Source organism: Empedobacter sp. ULE_I140 (assembly GCF_053482575.1).
Genome location: NZ_JBQMTX010000001.1, coordinates 2,432,743 through 2,457,505 on the forward strand (window position 1 = coordinate 2,432,743; position 24,763 = coordinate 2,457,505).

The following is a 24,763-nucleotide window of genomic DNA, read 5'->3' on the forward strand; positions in this document are numbered from 1 at the left end:
CATTAATTATTCGTTAAAACAAATTCTTGCAAATGATTTCTCATTAAATTTGTTCCTTAACAAAACATGATTAAAAAACGAATGTCAACACTTCAAGAAAAAATCAATCAAACGATTGTAGACGTTATCGATTTTCCAAAAGAAGGAATTGTCTACAAAGACATTACTCCATTGTTCTTAAATCCTGAACTTTCGGATGAAATTGTAGACGCTTTTGTAGAAAAAGCAAAAGGTAAAGTGGATATTGTTTGTGGAATTGAAAGCCGTGGATTTTTGTACGGAATTCAGATTGCACAAAAATTAAAAGTTCCTTTTGTATTAATTCGTAAAGCTGGTAAATTACCTCCTCCAACAATTAGTCAATCTTATGATTTGGAATATGGACAAGCAACTATCGAAGTAAATTCGAATTACATCAAAGATGGTGCGCGAGTTCTAATTCACGACGATGTTTTAGCAACTGGTGGAACTGCCGAAGCTTGTGCTAAATTAGTAGAAAAATGTGGTGGAAAAACAACACAGTTTTCTTTTATTGTTGATTTGACTTTCTTAAACGGAAAAGATAAATTAACATCTTTTACAACTGATATTGTTACTTTAATAGAATATTAAACTAAAAACTCCGCTCAAAATTTTGAGCGGAGTTTTTTTTATTTTTTAGGCGCTATAATCACTTCTGGCGCTCTTTCATTCCCAATATCCAACAAAGCTTTTATATTCGCTAAAATTTCTCTAAAACTCTGTTTACCTTCCGTTTTATAAGGTCCGCTATCCGCATTATATACAATCCAATCCGAAAACTTTTCCTAAGAAAAGCGCTCTTTTGAGATGATAAGATTGAGAAATTAAAATCACTTTATCAAATTGATAAATATTTTTGGTTCTATAAATCGTGCTATACGTGTCCAAACCTGCCCCATCGAGATAAGTATCTTCAATTTTGACACCTCTATCCAACAAGTATTTTTCCATCACATCAATTTCATTAAAATTCTCGTGAAGTTTTTCTCCAGAAAGTAAAATTACATCCACTTGATCCTCTTTGTAAAGTCGAATTGCAGCATCCAAACGATCTTCCAAAAAACGAGTTGGTTGTCCATTAGCTTGCACTTTTGCAACAAAGACAACTGCCACACGATAATCTGACGGAATATTTCCTTGATAATTATAAATGTAATACGAAGTAAAAACTTGAATAATCAATGCAACGATCAAAGTAAAAACCGCTATTAATCCAGCGATAAACATACTTTTACGCATTACAAATCTACCTATTTTACAAGTTTACTCAACTATCTTTTGTTTTAAAAAATTTTAACATTCAAAAGTCTATAAGTTTAGTGATATTTAAAAATTATAAATGTGAAAATTATTTTAAATTTTTCATCGTAATTTTAGAGAATGAATGAGATTGAGTTAAGAACAGTTACCGTTGAACGATATTTGCAACCTTTGCGCGAAGGTGGTTCTTTGCCTGCACTAGCTGATGCAGATGACGGTTTTAAATATGTTTTAAAATTTAAAGGTGCTGGTCATGGCCCTCGCATGTTGATTTCCGAATTGTTAGGAGGAGAAATTGCACGTGTTTTAGGATTTAAAGTTCCTGAATTAGTTTTTGCAAATTTGGACGAATATTTTGGTCAATCCGAAGCAGATGAAGAAATTCAGGATTTGTTAAAATTTAGCGAAGGAACTAATTTGGCTTTGCATTATTTATCTGGTGCAATCAATTATGATCCTGCTGTAATGAAAATTGATGATAAATTATCTTCTCAAATTGTTTGGTTAGATGCTTTTTTGACGAATGTTGATCGTACTTTTCGCAATACAAATATGTTAATGTGGCACAAAGAATTGTGGTTGATTGATCATGGTGCTTCCTATTATTTTCATCATTCGTGGGACAATTGGGAAAAAGCAGCTCTTGCACCCTTTACGCCAATTAAAGACCATGTTCTATTGAAAAATGCTACAAAACTTGAAGAAGTTGATACAGAATTTAAAGCGATTTTGAATGATGAAATCATTGATAAAATTGTCGATTTGATTCCTGATGAATGGTTAGAAACAGAAGTTACACATGCTACTCACGAAGAAATGAGAACGGTTTACAAAACATTTATCAAAACACGATTACAACATTCCGAACTTTTTATAAACGAAGCGAATAATGCCAGAAAAAATCTTATATGAGTATGCAATTCTTCGTTTGGTTCCTAAAGTTGAACGCGAAGAGTTTATCAATGTTGGAGTAATTTTATTTTCGAAAAAAGAAGATTATTTGAAAGTAAAATATTTTATTAATGATAGTAGAATCAATGCTTTTTGCCACGAATTAGATCTTGATTTTATTGACAGTAATTTGAATGCTTTGTCTAAAATTGCCGAAGGAATTCATCCCGAATCTGCTGTATCTAATTTCGAAACCCCTGAACGTTTTCGTTGGTTAACAGCTGTCAGAAGTTCGTCTATCCAAAGTTCTCGTCCGCATCCTGGTAAAACAACAAACCTTGATAAAACCTTGGATCAATTATATAAAGAACATGTTTTATAAAAGTTAAACGCTTAAAAACGAATGTTTTAAAAATATTTTCTTAAATTTGGTCATACATTAATTTTAAATTATTTATCGCCATGAGTACATTAAGAAACAAAGTTCAGCTAATTGGGAATGTTGGTAGCAATCCTGATGTTAAAACATTAGAAAACGAAAAGAAGTTTACAAAATTTAGTCTAGCAACGAACGAAAGCTACACAAATAGCAAAGGTGAGAAAGTTCAGCAAACGACGTGGCACAATTTAGTTGCTTACGGACCAATTGTAAATGTGATCGAAAAACATGTAGAAAAAGGGAAGCAACTTGCTATAGAAGGCAAATTGACTTACCGAGATTATCAAGATAAAGATGGTCAACAAAAAACGATTACAGAAATTATAATTGATGAAATTGTACTTCTTTAGCGTTTAAAATAAAAGGGAAACAGTGATGTTTCCCTTTTATTATTTTATAAGATTCCAAAATAAATTTGGAATATGAATTATCCTAACATTCGAATCGCGGTTTTTAGACCTTCAATAAATGTATCTATTTCTTCTTTTGTATTATAAACAGCGAATGAAGCTCGTACCGTTCCCGGAATATTGAAATGCTGCATAATTGGTTGTGCACAATGATGACCAGTACGAACAGCAATTCCTTTTTTATCCAAAATCATTCCGACATCAGATGAATGAACGCCGTCAAATTTTAAGTTGAAAGAAACTGCGCCAGAATGTTCTGCATCTTTTGCATAAATCTCCACTTCATCAAATTCTGATAGACGTTGAATTGTATAATCTACCAATTCTTTTTCGTAATCGTGAATCGTTTGCATTCCAATAGAATTGATAAAATCTACCGCAGCTCCAAGTCCGATAATTCCTGCAATATCTGGTGTACCAGCTTCGAATTTGAAAGGTAAACAAGCGTATGTTGAAACCTCCATTGTTACATCTTTTATCATCTCTCCTCCTCCGTGGAAAGGTGGTAATTCATTCAAAATATCTTCTTTTCCATACAAAATACCGATTCCAGTTGGACCGTACATTTTATGACCAGAAAAAACCAAGAAATCACAATCCATTGCTTGAACATCAATTGCAGTATGTGGAGCAGATTGTGCCGCATCAATCAAAACCCAAGCACCTTTTGCATGCGCTTTTTCGATAATTGTTTTGATCGGATTTACAACACCTAATGCATTTGAAACTTGATTAACACAAACTAATTTGGTTTTATCTGTCAATAAATCATCCAACTTCTCAATATCCAAAATACCTTCTGCAGTTAACGGAATATATTTTAGTTTAGCACCAGTTCGCTGACACAACAATTGCCAAGGAACGATATTAGAATGATGCTCGATTTCGGTAATAATAATTTCATCATCGGCTGATAAAACATTACGAAGTGAATTAGAAACTAAATTAATTCCTTCCGTCGTTCCACGCGTAAAAATAATTTCGTAATCGTGTTTCGCATTGATAAATTTCTGAATCTTACGACGCGATTCTTCCATCAAATCTGTTGCTTCTTGACTTAATGTATGAATTCCACGATGTACATTTGCATTGTACTTTTCGTAATATTCGTCCAAAACATCTAAAACAACTTTCGGTTTTTGAGAAGTTGCACCATTATCTAAATAAACCAATGGTTTTCCGTTGACTTCTCTATTTAAAATTGGAAATTGACTTCTTATTTGTTGAATATCTATTGACATTTTTTTAAGTTTTGAGTAATGAGTTATGAGTGATGTGTAATAAAAAAGTAAGTATTCAAAATAGTTTCAAATACTTACTTTATATTTCAAAATAAGTTCAACTTAAAACTTATTACGTATAACTCAGAACTATATTTTATAATTCGAAATCTAAACTAACTCCTAATTTTTTTGCAATTATAGCGTTTACTCGATTTGAGATTTGTGGAATTTGTACATGTCGCAAAGCGTCTGCAGCAAAGGCATACAATAACATTGCTTTCGCTTCTTTCTTTGGAATACCACGTTGTTGCATATAGAACAAAGATTCTTCTTCTAATTGTCCAACTGTACATCCGTGCGAACATTTTACATCATCAGCAAAAATCTCTAATTGAGGTTTTGTATTAATTGAAGCTCCATCAGATAATAAAACATTATTATTTTGTTGGAATGCATTCAATTTTTGCGCTTCTTTGTGAACATAGATTTTACCATTGAAAACTCCTTGCGCTTTCTCATCATAAATTCCTTTGTACAATTCGTGCGACTCACAATTCGGGAAATTATGCTCCACAAATGTATGATGATCGATATGTTGTTTTCCATCAATCACCGTAATTCCGTCCATTACAGAGTTACAATTTTCTCCATTTTGGAAGAAATTCAAATTGTTACGTACAATTTTTCCTCCAAAAGCAAACGTAAATACATTGGCACGAGAATCTCTTTCTTGATTGATGTATGTATTATCAACTAAAGAAGCATCGTTAGAATCATTTTGGAATTTGTACCAATGAATCTCAGAATTACGTCCAACATTCACCTCCGAAACAACATTTGTTAAGTTTGCTTTTTCGTCTAATGTTTGATGTCTTTCGATAATTTGAACTTGCGCATTATCTCCAACTACAACCAAATTACGTGGTTGATACATCGCTTCTTGAGAAGCTCCTGTTGAGAAATAAACAATCTGAATTGGCTTAGATAAAATTACATTATTTGGAACATAAATGTAAGCTCCATCTTTTGCAAAAGCTGTATTTAAAGCAACTAAACTTTCACCTTTTTTCGCAATTTTTCCGTAATAATTCTCAATTACAGCTTGATGAGTTGTTTTATGCATTGCGCTTGACAAGACACAAATATCAGCTTCATCATGTGTTGTATTTGACAAAAACGAAGAATATTTTCCATTAATGAATACGATTGTGTACGTATCGATATCATTAATCAAATATTTCTTGATGTCTTTGTACTCAATTGCAACTTCGTCTTCTGGGAACAATTTGTAATCCACCTTCAACAAAGGAGCAAGATTTGTATATTTCCATTCTTCGTCTTTACGTGTCGGAAAACCTTTTTGATTAAAGATTTCGATGGCTTCTTGACGTAAACCTTCGATTTCTTTATTCACTTTGTTTTTTTCGTTGAACACTAAATGACGAGAAACTAAATTTTCTTTTAAATCAATCATTTTAGATATTGTATTAATGTATTATGTAAGAAGTAAAAAGTACTTTGGACTTAATACATTTTACATTTTACAAAATGTTTAGATTCCTGCTTCTTCTTTTACCCAGTCGTAACCTTTTGCTTCTAATTCTAAAGCTAATTCTTTACCACCAGATTTAATGATTTTTCCGTCTGCTAAAACGTGTACAAAATCAGGAACGATATAGTCTAATAAACGTTGGTAGTGTGTAATTACTAACACTCCATTGTTTTCATTTTTGAATTCGTTTACACCATCCGCAACAATACGTAAAGCATCAATATCTAAACCAGAATCAGTTTCATCTAAGATGGCTAATTTTGGGTTTAACATTAACATTTGGAAAATTTCGTTACGTTTTTTCTCACCTCCAGAGAAACCTTCGTTAAGCGAACGAGATAAGAAATCTTTTTTGATTCCTAATAATTCAGCTTTTGCACGAATTTCTTTCAACATTTCAGAAGCTCCCATTTCTTCTAAACCTTGCGCTTTACGCGTTTCGTTGATAGAAGTTTTGATGAAGTTTGTTACAGAAACTCCAGGAATTTCGATTGGATATTGGAAAGACATAAAAATTCCTTTTTGTGCTCTTTCTTCTGGTGCTAATTCTAAGATTGATTCATTATCAAACTCGATATCACCATCGGTTACTTCGTAATCTTCTTTACCTGTAATAACGTTAGATAAAGTTGATTTTCCTGCACCATTAGGTCCCATAATCGCGTGAACTTCACCTGGATTAATTTGAAGGTTTAAACCTTTTAAAATTTCGCGCTCTTCGATACGAGCATGTAAGTCTTTTATATTTAATAACATAATCTAATTTGTAAATTAGTTAATGTGATAATTCTTTAATTATCTTGATTTTGATGTACTTATAATTTTATTCACAATTTTAGAAATGTTTACCAATTTATCAGATAAACTTTCTGTATTTGGATAATTTTTAGATAATTGACATAATTCTAACCAATACTTGGTTTCATCAATTTCTTTTGCTGCAATCTTAAACTTGTGAATAAAATCATTCAAGCTTTCAGCGTTTTGAGCTTCTCTAATATTTGCTCCTATTGAAGTTCCTGATTTTAATAATTGATTTGAAATAACAAATTTCTTATCCAATTCAAGTTCTTCACAATATTCTATAATTAATAGTGAAAATTCTAAAGTTAATTTTAAAATGATATTATCTTTTTCCATCATTAACTCATTAACAAATTATCACATCAACTCATTATTAATAACTATCCTACAGAACCTTCTAATGAGATTTCTAATAATTTTTTCGCTTCAACGGCAAACTCCATTGGTAATTTGTCTAATACTTCGCGGCTAAATCCGTTTACGATTAATGCAATCGCTTTTTCAGTATCGATACCACGTTGATTACAATAGAACAATTGATCTTCACCAATTTTAGAAGTTGTTGCTTCGTGTTCTAATTGAGCCGATTTATTTTCGATTTCGATGTAAGGGAAAGTATGCGCACCACACTCGTTACCCATCAACAATGAATCACATTGAGAGAAGTTACGTGCTCCTTCAGCGTTTTTCATCACTTTCACCAAACCACGGTAAGAGTTTTGAGATTTACCAGCAGAAATACCTTTCGAAATAATTGTCGATTTCGTATTCTTACCGATGTGAATCATTTTTGTTCCTGTATCCGCTTGTTGATAATTATTTGTTACCGCAATTGAGTAAAACTCACCTACCGAATTATCTCCTTTTAAGATACAAGATGGATATTTCCATGTTACCGCAGAACCTGTTTCAACTTGCGTCCACGATACTTTTGCATTTTTCTCGCAAACTGCACGTTTTGTTACAAAGTTGAAAACTCCACCTTTTCCTTTATCATCACCAGGATACCAGTTTTGTACAGTAGAATATTTGATCTCAGCATCATCCATAATGATTAACTCAACCACAGCAGCGTGTAATTGGTTTTCATCACGCATTGGCGCTGTACAACCTTCTAAATACGAAACATAAGCACCTTCGTCCGCAATTAATAAAGTACGCTCAAACTGTCCTGTTCCTGCAGAGTTGATACGGAAATACGTTGATAATTCCATTGGACAACGAACACCTTTTGGAATATAACAGAATGATCCGTCCGAGAAAACTGCCGAGTTTAAAGCTGCATAAAAGTTATCTGTTGGCGGAACTACTTTACCAATGTATTTTTTCACCAATTCTGGATGTTCTTTAATTGCTTCCGAAATTGACATAAAAATAATTCCTTTTTCTGCTAATGTTTCGCGGAAAGTTGTTTTTACTGAAACTGAATCAAAAACCACATCAATCGCAACTCCAGACAAACGTTTTTGTTCATCTAAAGAAATTCCTAATTTCTCGAAAGTTTTTAATAATTCAGGATCAACTTCGTCTAAACTTGCTAATTCTTTCTTTGGTTTTGGAGCTGCATAATACTGAATAGCCTGAAAATCTGGCTTTTCGTAAGTTACGTTTGCCCATTCTGGTTCTTCCATTTTAACCCAAGCGCGGTAAGCTTCCAAACGCCATTCCGTCATCCACTCAGGCTCCTCTTTTTTGGCTGAAATAGCACGCACGATATCTTCATTCAATCCAACTGGGAATTCTTCATATTCCATTTCAGTCGTCCAACCAAACTCATATTGCTTTTGGCTAGCAAGATCTTCACGTAGATCGTCTTCTGTATATTTTGTGTTACTCATCTTATTATTTATAAAATGTATAGGTAAAATTAAACTGTAAAGGTTGCTGTTTATCAGCTTTATTTCCTAAAAATTTGAATTCTTTTAATCGTTGATTTTGATCTAAAATCACCTCAAATTGTGGTTGATTATTTTTCGAAATCTGATATTTATTTTGAGCAATTAATTTAATTTCTGACAAAGGTCCTTCTACCAAATTAATTCTTTCTGTTTTTGGTGCAACATCTGGCGTATATTCTTTTATTTTGAATGGCACCTTAAATGTCGAATTGCTATAACAAATCTTATTTATGTCTTGACCTAATGATTTTGTAATTCTACAATCGTGCATTAATCGGTCTTCAAAACCAATTTTCTGCTCCATATAGGTTTTCTTCAACATCACATCTCCTTCTAACCAAATGATATCAAAAAGTTTATTTCCGTTTTTGACATACATATTTTCTTGGTCGTAAAAGAATTGATTTGTTTTTACTTCACTTCCTTTTCTTGCTATTGTTTCGGCAGAAATTACACCATCTTTGTACGTATAACTTACTTTAGTTGGCGTTGCAACCTCATCTGTCAATTCAAAATCAAGAAGATTTCCTGTCGCATCATAATTTGCTTTGTACGCAACTTTTTTGTTTGATGCATTGGTAATGGTAATTGTTTTGATTTTTGATTCGTCTAAGTCTAACGCTTTTATAAAAGGTTTTACATTAAACAAACCGAAAAACATATGTTCTGAATAAGCTTTATTCAACTTTTTTGAAGATTCTGTTGGTTGAAAAACCATCAAATCTTTTTCTACAATTGTATTTTGTCCAAAAGCGACAAAACCAATCAAAAACGTAACGAATAAAGCTATTTTTTTCATCTTAAACTGCAAAACTTTCTCCACAACCACACGTGCGAGATGCATTTGGATTATTGAACACGAAACCTTTTCCATTCAACCCTCCTGAATATTCTAATGTCATTCCAACAAGGTATAAGAATGATTTTTTGTCAACCAAAATTCTTACACCATTGTCGTCAAACAATTTGTCTTCTGCACTTTGTTCTTTCGTAAACTCTAAATTATAGTTTAAACCTGAACATCCTCCACTCGTAACTCCTACGCGAACAAAAGATTCTTCTATAGAAGTTCCTTCTTCTTGTAAAAGTGATATTATTTTATTTTTTGCTGATTCTGAAACCTTAATCATTTGATTCTAATTTTATATTGCAAAGATACTTATTTAAAATGACTTCAAATAATGAACGATATAAATATTAACAATCGCTTAAGTTATATTATTTATCGCCAACTTACAATTTGATCAAATTACTTCAATCCCAATTTGTTTCGCGTACGTTTCAATACTTTTTGTGCAACATCTCTTGCTTTCAATGCACCATTTTCTAAAAATGCATCCAAAGTCACTTTATCATTCATCAACTCATCAAATTTAGTACGCGCATCAGCATATTTCTCTAAAATTAATTCGTATAAAGTCTGTTTTGCATGACCATATCCGTAACCTCCATTCAAATAATTTTGACGCATTTCCTCTACTTGTTCTGGCGTTGCCAATAATTTGTATAAAGCAAAAACATTGTCTGTATCTGGATTTTTAGGATCTTCTAATGGAGTTGAATCCGTTTCAATCGACATTACTTGCTTGCGCAATTGTTTCTCTGGTAAGAAAATATTGATAAAATTATTTCTTGATTTAGACATTTTGTTTCCATCAGTTCCTGGAATCAACATAATATTTTCATCAATTGCAGCTTGTGGTAAAACAAAAGTTTCTCCCATTTGGTGATTGAATTTTTCGGCAACACTACGTGTAATTTCTAAATGTTGCAATTGATCTTTCCCAACAGGTACAACTTCAGCATCATACAATAAAATATCCGCAGCCATCAAAATTGGATACGTAAATAATCCTGCATTTACATCTGCTAAATAATCTGCTTTATCTTTGAAAGAATGCGCTAAAGTAAGACGTTGAAATGGAAAGAAGTTCAATAAATACCATGTTAATTCTGTTGTTTCAGTCACATCAGATTGACGGTAAAAAACTACTTTCGAAGGATCTAAACCTAATGCCAGCCAAGTTGCAGCCACTTCGTACGTATTTTGTTTTAACACTTCCGCATCTTTAATTTGCGTTAAAGCGTGTAAATCAGCAATAAAAATGAAAGAGTCATTTCCTTCTTTCTCCGTTAATTCGATTGCTGGAGAAATTGCTCCTAAAATATTTCCTAAGTGCGGAGTTCCAGTAGCTTGAACTCCTGTAAGTATTCTTGGCATTTGTTTAAAAATTTAAGAAGCAAAGATAAACTTAATCAACGAAATGCACCAATTGTAACGAGAAGTTTATTTGAATTAATTGACTAGAATGACGAAAAACATATGGATGAACTAAAAAAGCTTCCCAATTTGCCGAAATGGCCAAGAAATTGTGCGACCTATTTTTCTGAAAAATGATTTCTCTTTAACAATAAAATTATAATTTCTTGGACCATCTGAAGTTGTTACATAACTCTTTTTAACAGCTGGATTTTCGTACATTCTAAGTCGTAATTCTTTTTGAAAATCATCCACTTTTAATTTATAAATGACCTCATTAAAATCTTTGTATTCCAAATAAACTCTATCCTTTATTTCTATTGGAATTTTTAAAGTAAACTTTCCATTATCATCTGTTTTAGTCGAAATGTTGCTATCATATAATTTTACATCATAATCTGCCATTGCAAACCCATCGACATCGCGATAAACCCCATTAATCTGGATAGAATCTGAAACTCTATTTTGCCCAAAAATTATATAATTAAAACAATAAATCATTAAAAAACTACAATAAAACCTCAACATAATATCCAATACTTTTCAATAAAATTAAACTTTTTTCGAAAATTTTTCAAACCTCAACCAACCTTTTTGTTAAAAGATGAATCTATAAAGAAAAAACAAGTATTAACCTTAAAATTATATTGATATGAGTAACAAAGCTTTTTTAGACATTCTTTTCGAAAATCGAAACAAAGAATATGGTGCTTATCAACTAAGACAAGTTGCAAGTCGAGATTTGATGAAATCTCTTTTTGTAGGGATTGGTCTTGTTGCATTAATTACAGGAGGAACTATTTATGCGAATAACAGAGCAATGAAAGCTACAACAATTTCTACTGATCTTCCTGGAGTTACTGTTAATATGGAAGATTTTAACCCTGTAAAACCTCCAAAAAAAGAAGATGTAACTCCACCAAAAGAAGATCCTCCGATGGAAGAGAAAACAATTCAATTGAAAACAGAACAAGTGAAATATGTTATCCCAACACCAAAAGAGAATCCTCAAGTTGAAGAAACGATAAAACCTGTTAATGAATTGAAAGGTGTTGATCTTGGAACAGAAAATAGAGAAGGAAGCATCAACTGGACAAGTTGGTGGCGGCGAAGTAAGTGACACAGGGAATAAAACTGGCGGACAAAACACAAGTATTGCAGAAGGACCAAAAGTTGAAAAACCTATGATTAATACGAATGTTACAATTACAGCTAAAAATGCTGCTGTGATGGCGATTTATCCTGGTTGTGAAAATGAAAGTAAAAAAGGAAATGTCGCTTTAACAAAATGTATGAGCGATAAAATCTCAAAAGAATTGGGATATGAATTAAGTGATTTTAGTGAAACTGCATCTCGAAATAATTTGAGTACAGCGGTTGCAAAAATGCAATTTGTCGTGAATAAAAATGGTGAAATTTCGCAGGTAAAACCATTAAACGGAAGTAATCAAGATTTAGGAAAAGAAGCTAAATCTGCATTAGAACGAATCAATAAACAAATTCTACGAAAAGGTAAAAAAATAACACCTGCCAAATTAGAAGATGGTTCTGATGCAAATTTAATTTTCTCTATCCCTGTCAAATTTCAAACAGCAGAATAATTCATCATACTTTTCTTTCTGAAACCATTGCATTCTATTTTTAAGTGCGATGGTTTCATCTTGTTTAAGAAATAATTTCTCAAAAAAACTTAGCTAAAAATGAATATATATCGTATAAAATTTAAGTTTTAAGTCAATCTTAACACAATAAAATTGTAACTTCGTCGCGAATTATGAATAAGAGTATTGTTTACGGATTGATTGGTTTCGGTTATTTTTTGATCGGAATTTTTACTTGGAAATATCAGTTTTTTATCGTCAAATTAGATGATACAAACGCGATGTTAATGGGGATTTTATTTATTGTTTATGGAGCTTTTCGCGTATATCGTGGAATAAAATCTTATAAAAATGATCAAAAAAATTAGTTTACTTTCACTTTCAGCCTTTCTTGTTTTTTCCACTTTTAGTTGTAAAGACAAAGAAAAATTAACAAAAGCCGAACAAAAAACTCCTGTTAAACGAGCTTTACACGAATATGGAAATTTGACAATGACCGTAGATCCAAGTTTTAAAAATTTGGCTAATTCGTTGGCAAATATGTATATGGTTGATTATCCAGATGTAAAAATCACAATAAATGAAGAGATTGAAGAAAAAGCAATCAAAGATTTTTATGAAGGTAAAATTCCATTATTAATGGTAAGTAAACCGTTAACAAAAGCACAAGAACAACACTTATTTAACAAAACGACAACCAAGTATATCTCATCTGTAATTGCATTGGATGCAACTGTTTTCATTACTTCTGTTGATCATCCAATCAATTCTATTACGACTACAGATATCAAAGATAATTTGTATAAAAATGATCCGAAAATGACCTTTGTTTTTGATCATCCAAACTCTGCCAATTACAATACTGTAAATGATAAACTAAAATTAACAGTAGAAAAAGGGGCAAAAGTAAATGCAATGGGCGATGCAGAAAAAGTGATTGATTATTTGCAAAAAGATAAAACAGCAATCGGGATTATAGGCTTGAATATTTTGAGCGACAAAGGAAATCCGAAAGTTGAAGAATACCTAAAAAAGGTAAAAATATTAGCCATTGCAGATGATAAAGGAAATTTAGCATTACCAACTATTCCGAATTTGAAATATGGTGTTTATCCTTTTTATCGCGAAATTTATATCCTAAAAAATGAAGTTGGTTTTGGAATTGGCGCTGGATTTACGCGATTTGTAGGATCACAACGTGGACAGAAAATTGTGACGCGCGAAAGTCTTCAACCTTATTACATATTTAAAAGAGAAGTTCAGATTAATAATTTAGAACAACCGATACAATAACAAAAACCTTCCGAATTGGAAGGTTTTTTTATTAATCTTTACTAACCCCCTCACTAATCATTTCATTCTGTTTATCAATAATTTCTTTATAATTGACTTTATATTCTTCTAATGAAACAATTTTTCCTTTTTTAGGAAGTTCTAATTTATTCTTTTTATTTTCTATTATGGAAACGGCTTTATAAGAAATCACAGTATTAATATCATCATTATTCACCTGTACAACCTCTAAGATTAACCCTGGTAATCCCTGATATTTATCCGGACCAGTTTTATAAGGCAAATCAACTGCATACCATGCTGTTAAATTAACATCTTTTATTTTTGCTGTAGCTTTTTTAACATTGAATCCATTTATTGTTTTTGTTTCTTTCGTAAGAACCCAATTAAAGTTTTGCAATGTATCCTTTATAACAAACTTTTTTCCATAAACATCAGCTTCATGGTAATAAAATCCAGATACAAATTGTTTTACTAAATCACCATTTCCTCCATTCGAAGATAATGTATAGCTTGTTGTTCTTGATCCTTCATTATTATTATCAATTTTTTCGTACGCTTTATAATTAGAAATTTCTTTATTGGTTATTAAACTAAATTCTTTTGGAATCTTCATTTGTTCATTTAGTCTTTTTACAACCTCTGATTTTGATAGCTTTACATCATTTACAGTCATAGAATAATTTGACTTTTGCGCATCAAAAATTGTATACTTTTCGTACAAAACTTCAATATTTTGTGCATAAATATTGAATGAAATAATAAAAAGTAATAACGATAATTTCATAGTATAATTGTTTAGTGTTTTATACTTAAATCATTAATCAAATCTTGCTCCCCAAGGATTTTGTAAATCGAAACCTAAACTAAATAACATTCCGTTCTTACGTCCATCCACTTGATAATCGGACAAACCAATATCGTATGAAATTCCTGCTTTTAAAGAACCTACTTTAAACTTTAGAATTGGAGAAACAAACAACGGATTGCTATTTTTAGAATCCATTCCTTGCTTGTACCCTACTCCAATATCAACGCCTTGATTATTGTCTCCAAAACCAATATGCGACATCAAGTTTATATCCAAATGACGCTCCGAATTCGAGTTCAAATATACACCAAAGAAGGTTCTAACGCAATTCCTTCGGAAACGTTCCATTTATATCCAACATTGAAATAATACCACGTTGGCAAAGGCTCTACATTGTTCACATAATACACATTTTGGCTTAACGGAATATCCAAAACCGACACTCCAGCGGAGAAACCAGCATATTTGAAAGACAATCCCAAATTCGCAAAATATGTAGAATATTTATCTTCTTGTAAAGCAGGGTCATTCGGATCTTCCGCGATAATTTTTGAATAATCAAAACGCTGCGAAACATTAGAAGCACCAACACCGAAAGAGAAAACATAGATTTCATCTCCATCATAACTTCTATCATCAATAGGAATGTGATATGCTGCATTAATTCCGAAACCAGTCATTTTAACTGCCCCATTTCTATCGTTGAAAAATTGCATTCCCAACGCCAAACGATCGACAATAATTCCGTGCGCACTTACCGTTTGTGTACTTGGACTTTCAGGTAAATCGTCCCACTGATTGCGATGCGTTCCTGTTATAGAAATCACATTCGGGTCTTGTCCTGCGTACGAAGGATTAATTAACATTTTATCGCTCACCAAATAATGATTGTAAAACGGTAATCCTTGTTGTGCTTCTACTTTCGAAAGTGAAAATAGTGTTAATATGAATAGTGTTATTTTTTTCATAAATATTTTTCAATCAATTAATTGATTTTTCGTTTAACTAATATACTACCAGAATATAAAACTTGTAAATCATCTGATTGCTTCGAAAATTCTAACAAATACCAATATGTTCCATCTGCAACAGGTTTACCATTCAGCGTTCCGTCCCATTTTATAATATCTGTTCCTTCTTGTGTCAATATCTGTTTTCCATAACGGTCAAAAATAATCAATTTGTACGAATTTGATGTATCGGTAACTTTACCATCTTTTGTCATTGGTTGCCAAACATCATTAAAACCATCATTATTTGGTGTTACAACATTTGGTAAAGCAAGGTAAATAACATTTTTACGCTCCGAAACTCCACAATTATTCAATCTTACTCTTACTGTAAAATTATTATTTTTGATATTATCTGGAATAATTAATTCATTCTTTGTTTGCCAATCTATAATTATATCACCTTTAGAATCAAATAAAGCGTATTCTAACTTTCCATTTCCTTTTGCAGAAACAATTATACTTTTTTCGTTGATTGTAATTTTATCAATTGTAGGCAATACTGAAAGAGAAACAACTAACGTTTTAACAATAGAACAACCCGATAATTTATCTTCAATTGTAATTTTATAATTACCTGCATCAAGCTCAAAAATATATGTTCCTAAAATTCTAGTTCCATCTTCTTTTTCTACCTCATAATAATACTTATCGTAATCTGTTTGAGTTGTAAAATCTAACTTATATTTTTCTCCTGTACACAATGGATCTGGATTTTCAACCTCGATATTAGGTAAAGAATTTTTCTTGTAGTTTAATTTTAAGGTAATCACACCACAATAGTCCAAATTATAAAAATCAACATCTACTGAACCTTGATTAGAATTAAATTGATCAAAAATTTGATCTTTTGTTTTAGAACTTGTTAAAGAATAATTAGTTTGAATGTAATCTAAAATTGCTTGAATTTGAGTTTTCGCATCATCGTTTTCACCTTCACAAAAAACAATTGGATTCGCTTTTGTATAACTTTCTAATGAAGGAACATCAACAATTAAATCTTGTTTTTTATTGACCGTTAATTCTACAGCTGTTAAACAAATCTCTCTTAATGTATTTTTAAATTCAATTGGAATATTCAAAGAAGTATTTCCTCCAAAATTCAATATTCTTTGGATAGAATTTCCTTGAATATATTCTGTTCCATCAATAAATATTTTGTAATCAAAAACATTTAGTCCGAAATTATTTTTTAATAAATCATCATCAATTGTTAATGTTTCTCCTTCGCAAAACACACCTGAAAATGTTGCAGATACAACATTTGGTTGATTAACTGTTTTTACAATTAAATACATATCTTCTGAAAAACAGCTTTCACCAACTTTTTTTATTTTAAAACTTAATGTTTGATTAGAATTTGCATTAACATTAACTGGTAAAAATGGTGTTCCATCTAAATTAAAAATATCAAAATCTGTAATGTTTGAAATTCCAAATTTATCTTTAATATGTTCTTTTATTTCATCTATATCAAAAGTATAATTTTGTGTCACACCTAAACAAACAGGATTGAATAAAACTTCAAAAGGTTTTGTAGGAATAGAAGAATCATTTAACGTAATTTTCAACGGAGCTGTAGATTCACAAAAACCAGCTTTATTTCCTGTAATTGATAAATTAAAACTTGTTTGTGTTCTATTGTTGTAAATCTCATTATACAAATTTTGAAGTTGTGATTCAATATAACTTGTACCATTATAAACCAAATTTATAGTAACTAAATTATCATTCTTTTTTACATTATTGATGATTAATTCAAATTCAGAAAAAGAAAAATCACTTCGGCAAAAAGTTAAAGTCAAATTATCCAAATCTACATTTGTTTTTTTTCTTAACTGTAAACTCTACAATATTACTTGTACAAGATGCATCAGAACGATCTTCAATCTGAACATTAAACTTAGCTTCATTCCCAATAAAATTATAAGGTGTTGTTGGCATATTCACTAAACGATAAATAGTTGAGTCAACTCCTAAAGCAGTTAAAATTTCAGCTTCTGATAAAATTTCAGTATTACAAACTTCTGCAAATTTTCCAGAAGGTAAAATAAGATTTGAGTTAATTAGCTTAAATTCAACTTCTCTTGAAAATAAATCTATAGAACAGAACTCAGCACCAATATATTTTAATTTGATTCTATAATTATTAGAATTATTTAAAGGAATATTTCCATTAACAATTGCGTCATCAACATATACTTCATAATCTGCATATTTAGAGGAATTAATAGATGGAGATATTCTACTAATTAAATCCTCTTTTAAAAAAGTTATTGACGTAGCACAATATTGTTCTGTTTTGTTTTGAACTGTATAAATCAACTCTGGAATAAATTTGAATTTTATAGATTTATAGATATAAACTAATTTATTAGAATTATCATAAACTCTGGCATACAAAATTTGTTCTATTCCGTTAATATAGCTGATATTATCATTTGTAGATGTATTATCTGGTTTATAAAATTCTATATTCCCAACATTTATACTTGGGTCTGAAACTCTAATATCATTTATAATTTTGGTCTTCACATCTGATAATAAATAATCATCTGTATAACAATGGTTATCAAAAACAAGATTATCTACTGTTTTAGCTCCACTAATTGTTAACTCTAAAATTGGATTATCTGTACCATAAATTGCTATTACAATAATTTCTCCTTCTTTTAACTTACTTCCATTTTCAAAAGCACTTACAAAACCATCTGTAGAATTTGATATACAATCATTTAATTTACCACCCTTTAAACCCTTCTCTTTTGTTATGTTGTAATCTTCCCTAAAAAACGGAACGTTTAAAAATATAGTTTATTAACTTAGGGATAATTATGAAACAAAGCAATTTTACAGAAGTTCAGATCGTCAAGATCTTATCAAAACAAAATCAAGGCAAAACAGTCAATGAAATTTGTCGTGAACATGGAATAAGCCAACCCACTTTTTATAAATGGAAGAGTAAATATGGCGGAATGGAAGCCCATCAATTAGCTCAATTAAAGGAACTAGAGAAGCAATTGTCCCGATATAAAAAAATTGTAGCAGAGCTTACTTTAGAAAACGTAGTTTTAAAAGATGTTATCGAAAAAAAGCTATAACGCCTTGTGAAAAACGAGAATTGGTGTTGTATTCAAAAGCAAAACATCAACTAAGTTCTCGCAGGGCTTGTCGTCTATTTAGCTTAAGAACATCCGTTTTTTATTATCAAAAAGTACGTAAAGATGAGGATGATAAAATACGTTTTCAATTGATAGCACTATCTAACGAGCATCAAACTTGGGGCTTTTGGATGATGCATTATCGTTTACGAAATTTAGGCTTTACTTGGAACCATAAACGAGTTTATCGAATTTATACTTCGATGAAACTTAACCTACGTAATAAACGTAAAAAAAGACTTCCTGCAAGTATTAAAGAGCCGCTTTTACGTCCGATTTATCCAAATGTAACGTGGAGTATGGATTTTATGCATGATAGTTTAGAAAACGGAAAAAGCGTGAGAAGTTTGAATATTATAGACGATTTTAATCGAGAAATTTTGAGTATTTGTATCGACACAAGTTTACCTTCAGCTAAAGTAATTTCTGAACTAGAAAAACTAATCGAATGGCGAGGGAAACCTGAGAAAATTAGAGTAGATAATGGTACAGAATTTATTGCTGAAAAACTAAAACTATTTTGTCAAAAAAAGCCATTGAATTATATTATATTCAACCTGGGAAACCTACGCAAAACTCTTTGATTGAAAGATTTAATAGAACTTTTAGAACAGATTTTTTAAATGCTTATTTATTTGAAAATATCAAAGAAATGAAAAATTATACAGAAATTTGGATGTGGATGTATAACAATGAAAGACCACATAGTTCTTTGCAATATCTTTCTCCTAGAAACTTTTTATTGAAATATGGTAAGGTCAAAAATCCTAATGATTTTCCTACATTTCAAATTAATCAAAATAATAATACAATAATATTAAATAAAAACTCTACTTTTAAGTGTTCTTAACAAGGGGAAGATTACAGATGCTGCCCCCAAACAATCCCACTAATTATCAACAATAAAAAGTAAAATATCTTTTTCATACGTCTTTCGTCAACTATTTTTAGAATAACGCAATTTACTTTAGAATATTCTATCAACCATAATGTTTCTAATTTTCGTGAGATAAACTATCTTTGCAACCTGAAAATTTGATTAAGATGTCTTTAGAACAAGAAATAAATAAAAGAAAAACCTTTGGAATTATCGCCCATCCCGATGCTGGTAAAACAACTTTAACAGAGAAGTTATTACTTTTTGGAGGCGCAATTCAAGAAGCTGGTGCCGTAAAAAGTAACAAAATTAAAAAAGGAGCAACTTCCGATTTTATGGAAATTGAACGCCAACGTGGTATTTCGGTTGCTACTTCAGTTTTAGCATTCGAATATAAAGGAAAAAAGATTAATATCTTAGATACGCCTGGTCACAAGGATTTCGCCGAAGACACTTTCCGTACACTAACTGCCGTAGATTCTGCGATTGTGGTAATCGACGTTGCAAAAGGGGTTGAGGAACAAACAATCAAATTGGTAGAAGTTTGTCGTATGCGCAAAATTCCGATGTTGGTTTTCATTAACAAAATGGACCGCGAAGGAAAAGATGCGTTTGATTTAATGGACGAAGTTGAACAAAAGTTAGACTTACAAGTAACACCTCTTTCTTGGCCAATTGGTATTGGAGCAACTTTCAAAGGAATTTATAATATTTGGGAGAAAAACATCAATATTTTTTCTGGAGATAATAAACAAAAAATTTCTGAAACAACGAAAGTTGAGGATTTATCAAGTCCAGATTTAGACACATTAATTGGAACAACTTACGCCGAAAATCTTCGTAATGAGATTGATTTAATTGATGGAGTTTATCCAGAATTTGACATGCAAGAATATATGGACGGAAATTTACAACCTGTATTTTTTGGTTCTGCTCTTAATAATTTTGGTGTTCGCGAATTGTTAGACGCTTTCGTTGATATTGCACCAACTCCACAATCTAAAGAAACAGATTTGAGAATTGTCGAACCTTATGAAAATAAATTTTCTGGCTTCGTGTTCAAAATTCACGCGAATATGGATCCGAAACACCGCGACCGTTTAGCCTTTATCAAAATCGTTTCTGGTAAATTTGAACGTAATACCAACTATTTCCACGTTCGCCAAGGTAAAAACATGAAATTCGCTGCGCCAAATGCTTTCTTTGCTGATAAAAAAGAAGTGGTTGACGAATCGTTTGCGGGTGATATCGTTGGTTTACACGATACAGGAAACTTTAGAATTGGTGATACGTTGACAGAAGGTGAAAAATTTTCTTTCAAAGGAATTCCTGCTTTCTCGCCAGAACATTTCCGTTACATCAACAATGCTGATCCAATGAAAGCAAAACAATTGGAAAAAGGAATTGATCAATTAATGGACGAAGGTGTTGCGCAGTTATTTACATTAGAAATGAATAATCGTAAAGTTATCGGAACCGTTGGTGCACTGCAATATGAGGTTATCCAATATCGTTTGGAGCACGAATATGGTGCAAAAGCAACGTACGAACCTTTCTCTGTTCACAAAGCGTGTTGGGTAGAAGTTGAAGATGAAAAATCAGAAGAATTCTTAGAATTCAAACGTGTTAAACAACGTTACTTAGCGAGAGATAAATTTAATCAATTGGTATTTTTAGCAGATTCTGCTTTTACAATTCAAATGACGCAAGATAAATTTCCTTCAGTGAAATTACATTTTGTAAGTGAGTTTTAAATTTTGGTCAGATAATTGAATTAACCAACTGAAATATTTTTTAGAAAAAATCTAAATGAAAAAGATCATATTAAGTTTAACATTGATTTCAGCGTTTGCCGTTAATGCAAAAGCACAAGATTTGAAATCAATTTTTGGAACTTTAAAGAAAGAATTCGAAAAAGCTAACGCTCAAACTACATCAAAAGAAAATACCTCAACTGTAAAAGTTGACTCTATAAAAGTTGTAAATGGTTCAACTGATACTAAAACAATTTCTGCCGAATCCTTAACAAAGTTAAATGGTTTATCTAACGCAACTGTTGCCTCTGGATTAAAAGAAGCTTTGTCATTAGGATTAACGGACGGAATAAAAACATTGGGTCAAAAAAATGGTTTTTACAATAATTCAGTTGCGAAAATCTTGATGCCAGAAGAATTACAAAATGTAGAAAAAACTTTACGTTCTTTGGGAATGGGAACTTTGGCAGATAAAGGAATCAAATTATTAAATTCTGCTGCTGAAGATGCTGTTTCTGAAGCTGCTCCTATTTTCGTAAACGCTGTGACATCAATGACAATTACAGATGCGAAAGATATTTTATTAGGAGGAAATAATTCGGCTACCAATTATTTAAAACTAAAAACAACATCTGATTTAACAAAGGCTTTTCAACCAAAAGTGGAAGCGTCTTTAGGTAAAGTTAGTGCGGATAAAGTTTGGAATAATTTGATTACAAAATACAATACGTTAACTGGAAATCAAATTGATCCAAACCTGAATGCTTATGTAACACAACAAACAATAAATGGTGTGTTTAACATGGTTGCAGAAAAAGAAGAAGGAATTCGCGGGAATAAAGCTTTGCGTACAACATCGTTGTTACAACAGGTTTTCGGAGCGCAAGATAGTAAGAAGTAAAATACTTCTATTCAATCAAAAAAACTCGTTACAATTTGTAACGAGTCTTTTAGATGATAATTACTCTATAAAATAAGACCAAGGTATATCAAATCTTCCTCGTCTTTCTGCTACTTTAAGCTTTTCTCCTTCAAAACTTGAGTAATACTTTTTATAATCTACTTTTATCTCTTTTTCTATAAATGTATTGTTCCAATCTTCAATTATTAAATAATAACTACTACCTCCTTTACTATTTTTCTTAATTTTTTTCAAAATCTGAGTTTCATAAATTTGAGGAGTAGATTGATCATACTTACAATTAATGAATATAACAGAATAAATAGAAAATACTTCAATTAATATTATGATAAAAACATTATAAACAAAATTTTTCTTGTTGTAAATCAATATTTTAAATTGATTAAAATAATAGATTATTAAGATTAATAACGCTATAACACTCGAAGGAACCCATACATTTTTATAATCTAAGACATTGTAATCCATAGCAGTTCTAATGATTAATCCAAAACAAGATAACATAAAACCTATAGAAATTGTTGGAAGATTTGGTCTAATTTCAGGCTCAATTGAGATCAAACCTCGATAATATCTAACTAAAATGATGCAAAAAATAGGATAAACAAAAGATAAATAAATTAAAATTTCATTAAAAAACTGAAAAACTAATGTACTCAAACCTAAAATGCATCCAATAATATTAATTAATAAAGCCGTTCTTTTCAACGACTTTAAATCAGTAAATTTTTGTTCAATAATAACTAAATCTAAAAAATTCATAAAATCTAAAAATCCGCTCAATGAGCGGATTTTCTATTTGTAATAAAATATATCATTTCCTATTAAGCTTCACAAGAAGAACAAGAAACTAAGTTTGCAACTAATTCCTTAGAAACTGATTGTGAACGCTGATAGTACAATGTTTTTACACCTAATTGCCAAGCTTCGATCATCAAACGGTTAACTTCTTTCACAGGTAAATCTGGTGGAATATTTAGGTTTAATGACTGCGATTGATCTACATATTTTTGACGAATCGCTGCTTGTTGAACAATTTCTAATTGAGAAATTTCTTTGAATGTTTTGAACACATCTTTTTCCTCTTTTGTCAATTGTTCTAAATGTTGCACAGAGCCACCATTCAACATGATTTCGCGCCAAATATCTTCGTTATCGATTCCTTTTTCTTGTAATAATTTAGTCAAATATTTATTCTTACGCATAAAGTTTCCTTTCGATAAACCTGCTTTGTAATAATTTGAAGCAAACGGCTCAATTCCTGGAGAAGTTTGTCCTAAAATCGCAGAAGAAGACGTAGTTGGTGCAATTGCACAAGTTGTTGTATTACGACGTCCGTAGCCTTTTAAAACCTCTGGTTCACCATAAATACGAGCTAATTCTTCCGAAGCTTTATCTGCTTTAGATTGAATATGCTTGAAAATTTCTGTTGTACGTAATTTCGCTTCCATTCCTTCAAAAGGAATCATGTTGCGTTGTAAGTAAGAGTGCCACCCTAATACACCTAAACCTAATGCACGGTGACGTTTTGCAAAACGATTAGCTGATGCTAAATAATGATTTCCTTCTGTTTTTTCGATGAATTCTTGTAAAACTGCATCTAAAAAGAAAATTGCTAAACGTACTGCCTCAGTATCTTTCCATTCATCGTATAGCTCTAAGTTCATAGAAGATAAACAACAAATAAATGATTCATCAGCAGATGAAGGCAACATAATTTCTGAACAAAGATTAGAAGCATTAATTGACATTCCTAAATCTTTGTAAACCTGTGGTTTATTTTTATTTACGTTATCTGTAAAGAATAAATATGGTAATCCTTTTTCTTGACGTGATTCTAAAACTTTCGCCCAAATTTGACGTTTATCCGCATCTCCATCAATCATTTCTTGCATCCAATAATCTGGCACACAAACACCATAAAATAAATTCTGAATTGAACTTCCTATCGATTTAATTTTCAAAAATTCTTCGATATCATCATGATCAATATCCAAATAAGCCGCAAAAGCTCCACGACGTGTAGAACCTTGAGAAACCACATTCATCGCAGAATTGAACAATTCCATAAACGAAACAGCACCACTACTCTTTCCGTTATCTGTAATCGCCGCTCCACGCTCACGCAATTCACCAAAATAACCAGAAGTACCACCACCGATTTTAGTTTGCATAATAACTTCTCCTAATTTATGCGTAATTCCTTCAATACTATCTGGAATATGAACATTGAAACAAGAAATTGGTAAACCACGCTCTGTTCCCATATTTGCCCAAATTGGAGATGATAAACTCATCCAACCTCTTTCTATCATTTCTTTGAAAGATTCTTGCAATTCTGGTTTGTATAAACGTTTTGCAGCCGCAGCCGTGATACGATCTATAGCTCCTTCAACTGTTTCCCCTTTCAATAAATAACCTCTATTCAAAATTTGTTCAGATTCAGAGTTTTTCCACCATAATTTTGGTGCTTCACCGTCAAAAAATATATTTTGAATGTCGTCGTGTGGTATTGGATTGTCCATAGCTTTAGAATTTATAATGATGTGATATTGTTAAATAATTTTATTTATAGT

The 24,763-nt window shown here is 31.3% G+C and carries 30 protein-coding genes; 13 read left to right on the top strand and 17 right to left on the bottom strand.

What is annotated here, in order from left to right; all coding sequences use genetic code 11:
* Window positions 1-81: 81 nt before the first annotated feature.
* Window positions 82-612, top strand: coding sequence for an adenine phosphoribosyltransferase (locus tag ACTS9J_RS11635; RefSeq protein WP_291063341.1), 531 nt, complete (start codon window positions 82-84; stop codon window positions 610-612).
* Between the two features lie 165 nt (window positions 613-777).
* Here ACTS9J_RS11635 and ACTS9J_RS11640 read toward each other — a convergent pair whose 3' ends face one another.
* The gene (locus ACTS9J_RS11640) at window positions 778-1,260 is read right to left on the bottom strand and encodes a SanA/YdcF family protein (protein WP_416403966.1); all 483 of its coding nucleotides are present in this window, start codon (window positions 1,258-1,260) and stop codon (window positions 778-780) included.
* 141 nt (window positions 1,261-1,401) lie between these two features.
* On the opposite strand from ACTS9J_RS11640, the gene ACTS9J_RS11645 reads away from it, so the two are divergent.
* The 3 genes from ACTS9J_RS11645 (at window position 1,402) to ACTS9J_RS11655 (ending at window position 2,961) form a co-directional block, all read left to right on the top strand.
* Complete coding sequence (locus ACTS9J_RS11645; protein WP_219035197.1) at window positions 1,402-2,193, top strand: HipA family kinase; 792 nt, start codon at window positions 1,402-1,404, stop codon at window positions 2,191-2,193.
* Entirely contained in the window at window positions 2,171-2,554 is a 384-nt protein-coding gene (locus ACTS9J_RS11650) for a DUF3037 domain-containing protein (RefSeq protein ID WP_125349073.1), read from the top strand. The genes ACTS9J_RS11645 and ACTS9J_RS11650 overlap by 23 nt, the downstream gene beginning before the upstream one ends.
* An 80-nt stretch (window positions 2,555-2,634) precedes the next feature.
* Window positions 2,635-2,961: a single-stranded DNA-binding protein gene (locus tag ACTS9J_RS11655; RefSeq protein ID WP_125349072.1), complete on the top strand. Its 327-nt coding sequence runs from the start codon at window positions 2,635-2,637 to the stop codon at window positions 2,959-2,961.
* A gap of 77 nt (window positions 2,962-3,038) precedes the next feature.
* Here the strand turns inward: ACTS9J_RS11655 and ACTS9J_RS11660 are convergent, their stop codons facing one another.
* The 9 genes from ACTS9J_RS11660 to ACTS9J_RS11700 form a co-directional block, all read right to left on the bottom strand.
* A complete protein-coding gene (locus ACTS9J_RS11660) occupies window positions 3,039-4,262 on the bottom strand; it encodes an aminotransferase class V-fold PLP-dependent enzyme (protein WP_257468255.1) in 1,224 nt (407 codons plus the stop codon).
* Between the two features lie 136 nt (window positions 4,263-4,398).
* Window positions 4,399-5,718, bottom strand: a complete 1,320-nt coding sequence (gene sufD, locus ACTS9J_RS11665; protein WP_291051193.1) for a Fe-S cluster assembly protein SufD — start codon at window positions 5,716-5,718, stop codon at window positions 4,399-4,401.
* A 78-nt stretch (window positions 5,719-5,796) separates the two neighbouring features.
* On the bottom strand, window positions 5,797-6,552 hold the full coding sequence (sufC, locus tag ACTS9J_RS11670; RefSeq protein ID WP_219035199.1) for a Fe-S cluster assembly ATPase SufC: 756 nt from the start codon (window positions 6,550-6,552) through the stop codon (window positions 5,797-5,799).
* A 39-nt stretch (window positions 6,553-6,591) separates the two neighbouring features.
* Entirely contained in the window at window positions 6,592-6,936 is a 345-nt protein-coding gene (locus ACTS9J_RS11675) for a four helix bundle protein (protein ID WP_219035200.1), read from the bottom strand.
* Window positions 6,937-6,980: 44 nt separating this feature from the next.
* Window positions 6,981-8,438, bottom strand: a complete 1,458-nt coding sequence (gene sufB, locus ACTS9J_RS11680) for a Fe-S cluster assembly protein SufB (protein ID WP_114999857.1) — start codon at window positions 8,436-8,438, stop codon at window positions 6,981-6,983.
* Window positions 8,439-8,442: 4 nt separating this feature from the next.
* Window positions 8,443-9,297, bottom strand: a complete 855-nt coding sequence (locus ACTS9J_RS11685) for a hypothetical protein (RefSeq protein WP_416410846.1) — start codon at window positions 9,295-9,297, stop codon at window positions 8,443-8,445.
* A 1-nt stretch (window position 9,298) separates the two neighbouring features.
* On the bottom strand, window positions 9,299-9,628 hold the full coding sequence (locus ACTS9J_RS11690; protein WP_291047513.1) for a HesB/IscA family protein: 330 nt from the start codon (window positions 9,626-9,628) through the stop codon (window positions 9,299-9,301).
* A 119-nt stretch (window positions 9,629-9,747) separates the two neighbouring features.
* Complete coding sequence (gene trpS, locus ACTS9J_RS11695) at window positions 9,748-10,719, bottom strand: tryptophan--tRNA ligase (protein WP_286495867.1); 972 nt, start codon at window positions 10,717-10,719, stop codon at window positions 9,748-9,750.
* 111 nt (window positions 10,720-10,830) lie between these two features.
* Window positions 10,831-11,286, bottom strand: a complete 456-nt coding sequence (locus tag ACTS9J_RS11700) for a hypothetical protein (protein ID WP_415542231.1) — start codon at window positions 11,284-11,286, stop codon at window positions 10,831-10,833.
* Window positions 11,287-11,410: 124 nt separating this feature from the next.
* Here ACTS9J_RS11700 and ACTS9J_RS11705 point away from each other — a divergent pair, with 124 nt between their 5' ends.
* The 4 genes from ACTS9J_RS11705 to ACTS9J_RS11720 all read left to right on the top strand — a co-directional run bounded on the left by ACTS9J_RS11705 (window position 11,411) and on the right by ACTS9J_RS11720 (window position 13,652).
* Window positions 11,411-11,878, top strand: a complete 468-nt coding sequence (locus ACTS9J_RS11705) for a hypothetical protein (RefSeq protein WP_448353265.1) — start codon at window positions 11,411-11,413, stop codon at window positions 11,876-11,878.
* Window positions 11,817-12,359, top strand: coding sequence for an energy transducer TonB (locus ACTS9J_RS11710; protein ID WP_448353266.1), 543 nt, complete (start codon window positions 11,817-11,819; stop codon window positions 12,357-12,359). Before ACTS9J_RS11705 ends, ACTS9J_RS11710 begins: the two co-directional genes overlap by 62 nt.
* Window positions 12,360-12,532: 173 nt before the next feature.
* The gene (locus tag ACTS9J_RS11715) at window positions 12,533-12,727 is read left to right on the top strand and encodes a C4-dicarboxylate ABC transporter (RefSeq protein WP_171623327.1); all 195 of its coding nucleotides are present in this window, start codon (window positions 12,533-12,535) and stop codon (window positions 12,725-12,727) included.
* Entirely contained in the window at window positions 12,711-13,652 is a 942-nt protein-coding gene (locus ACTS9J_RS11720) for a PstS family phosphate ABC transporter substrate-binding protein (RefSeq protein WP_260542555.1), read from the top strand. Before ACTS9J_RS11715 ends, ACTS9J_RS11720 begins: the two co-directional genes overlap by 17 nt.
* A 31-nt stretch (window positions 13,653-13,683) precedes the next feature.
* Here the strand turns inward: ACTS9J_RS11720 and ACTS9J_RS11725 are convergent, their stop codons facing one another.
* Genes ACTS9J_RS11725 through ACTS9J_RS11745 form a run of 5 tightly spaced genes read right to left on the bottom strand, consistent with a single transcriptional unit; the run spans window position 13,684 to window position 18,008 of the window.
* Window positions 13,684-14,439 carry a GLPGLI family protein gene (locus ACTS9J_RS11725; protein WP_448353267.1) on the bottom strand — a complete coding sequence of 252 codons (756 nt, stop codon included), beginning with the start codon at window positions 14,437-14,439 and terminating at the stop codon, window positions 13,684-13,686.
* Between the two features lie 33 nt (window positions 14,440-14,472).
* On the bottom strand, window positions 14,473-14,763 hold the full coding sequence (locus ACTS9J_RS11730; RefSeq protein ID WP_448353268.1) for a hypothetical protein: 291 nt from the start codon (window positions 14,761-14,763) through the stop codon (window positions 14,473-14,475).
* Window positions 14,760-15,431, bottom strand: coding sequence for a PorP/SprF family type IX secretion system membrane protein (locus tag ACTS9J_RS11735; RefSeq protein ID WP_416410842.1), 672 nt, complete (start codon window positions 15,429-15,431; stop codon window positions 14,760-14,762). Before ACTS9J_RS11735 ends, ACTS9J_RS11730 begins: the two co-directional genes overlap by 4 nt.
* A gap of 17 nt (window positions 15,432-15,448) precedes the next feature.
* Window positions 15,449-17,287 carry a T9SS type B sorting domain-containing protein gene (locus ACTS9J_RS11740; RefSeq protein ID WP_416410841.1) on the bottom strand — a complete coding sequence of 613 codons (1,839 nt, stop codon included), beginning with the start codon at window positions 17,285-17,287 and terminating at the stop codon, window positions 15,449-15,451.
* The gene (locus tag ACTS9J_RS11745; protein WP_448353269.1) at window positions 17,280-18,008 is read right to left on the bottom strand and encodes a hypothetical protein; all 729 of its coding nucleotides are present in this window, start codon (window positions 18,006-18,008) and stop codon (window positions 17,280-17,282) included. Before ACTS9J_RS11745 ends, ACTS9J_RS11740 begins: the two co-directional genes overlap by 8 nt.
* Window positions 18,009-18,307: 299 nt before the next feature.
* Here ACTS9J_RS11745 and ACTS9J_RS11750 point away from each other — a divergent pair, with 299 nt between their 5' ends.
* The 5 genes from ACTS9J_RS11750 to ACTS9J_RS11770 all read left to right on the top strand — a co-directional run bounded on the left by ACTS9J_RS11750 (window position 18,308) and on the right by ACTS9J_RS11770 (window position 22,166).
* Window positions 18,308-18,574: a transposase gene (locus tag ACTS9J_RS11750; RefSeq protein WP_219033924.1), complete on the top strand. Its 267-nt coding sequence runs from the start codon at window positions 18,308-18,310 to the stop codon at window positions 18,572-18,574.
* A 23-nt stretch (window positions 18,575-18,597) separates the two neighbouring features.
* A complete protein-coding gene (locus ACTS9J_RS11755) occupies window positions 18,598-19,218 on the top strand; it encodes a DDE-type integrase/transposase/recombinase (protein WP_448353071.1) in 621 nt (206 codons plus the stop codon).
* Window positions 19,215-19,484 (top strand): integrase core domain-containing protein, encoded by a 270-nt coding sequence (locus ACTS9J_RS11760; protein ID WP_284583996.1) that lies wholly within the window; start codon window positions 19,215-19,217, stop codon window positions 19,482-19,484. The genes ACTS9J_RS11755 and ACTS9J_RS11760 overlap by 4 nt, the downstream gene beginning before the upstream one ends.
* A 194-nt stretch (window positions 19,485-19,678) precedes the next feature.
* Window positions 19,679-21,265, top strand: coding sequence for a peptide chain release factor 3 (locus ACTS9J_RS11765; RefSeq protein WP_038333563.1), 1,587 nt, complete (start codon window positions 19,679-19,681; stop codon window positions 21,263-21,265).
* A 55-nt stretch (window positions 21,266-21,320) separates the two neighbouring features.
* A complete protein-coding gene (locus ACTS9J_RS11770; protein WP_416411010.1) occupies window positions 21,321-22,166 on the top strand; it encodes a DUF4197 domain-containing protein in 846 nt (281 codons plus the stop codon).
* 60 nt (window positions 22,167-22,226) lie between these two features.
* Here ACTS9J_RS11770 and ACTS9J_RS11775 read toward each other — a convergent pair whose 3' ends face one another.
* Together ACTS9J_RS11775 and ACTS9J_RS11780 are read right to left on the bottom strand one after the other, a co-directional pair.
* Entirely contained in the window at window positions 22,227-22,949 is a 723-nt protein-coding gene (locus ACTS9J_RS11775) for a hypothetical protein (protein WP_286496359.1), read from the bottom strand.
* 62 nt (window positions 22,950-23,011) lie between these two features.
* On the bottom strand, window positions 23,012-24,712 hold the full coding sequence (locus ACTS9J_RS11780) for a ribonucleoside-diphosphate reductase subunit alpha (RefSeq protein WP_115001235.1): 1,701 nt from the start codon (window positions 24,710-24,712) through the stop codon (window positions 23,012-23,014).
* Window positions 24,713-24,763 lie beyond the last annotated feature (51 nt).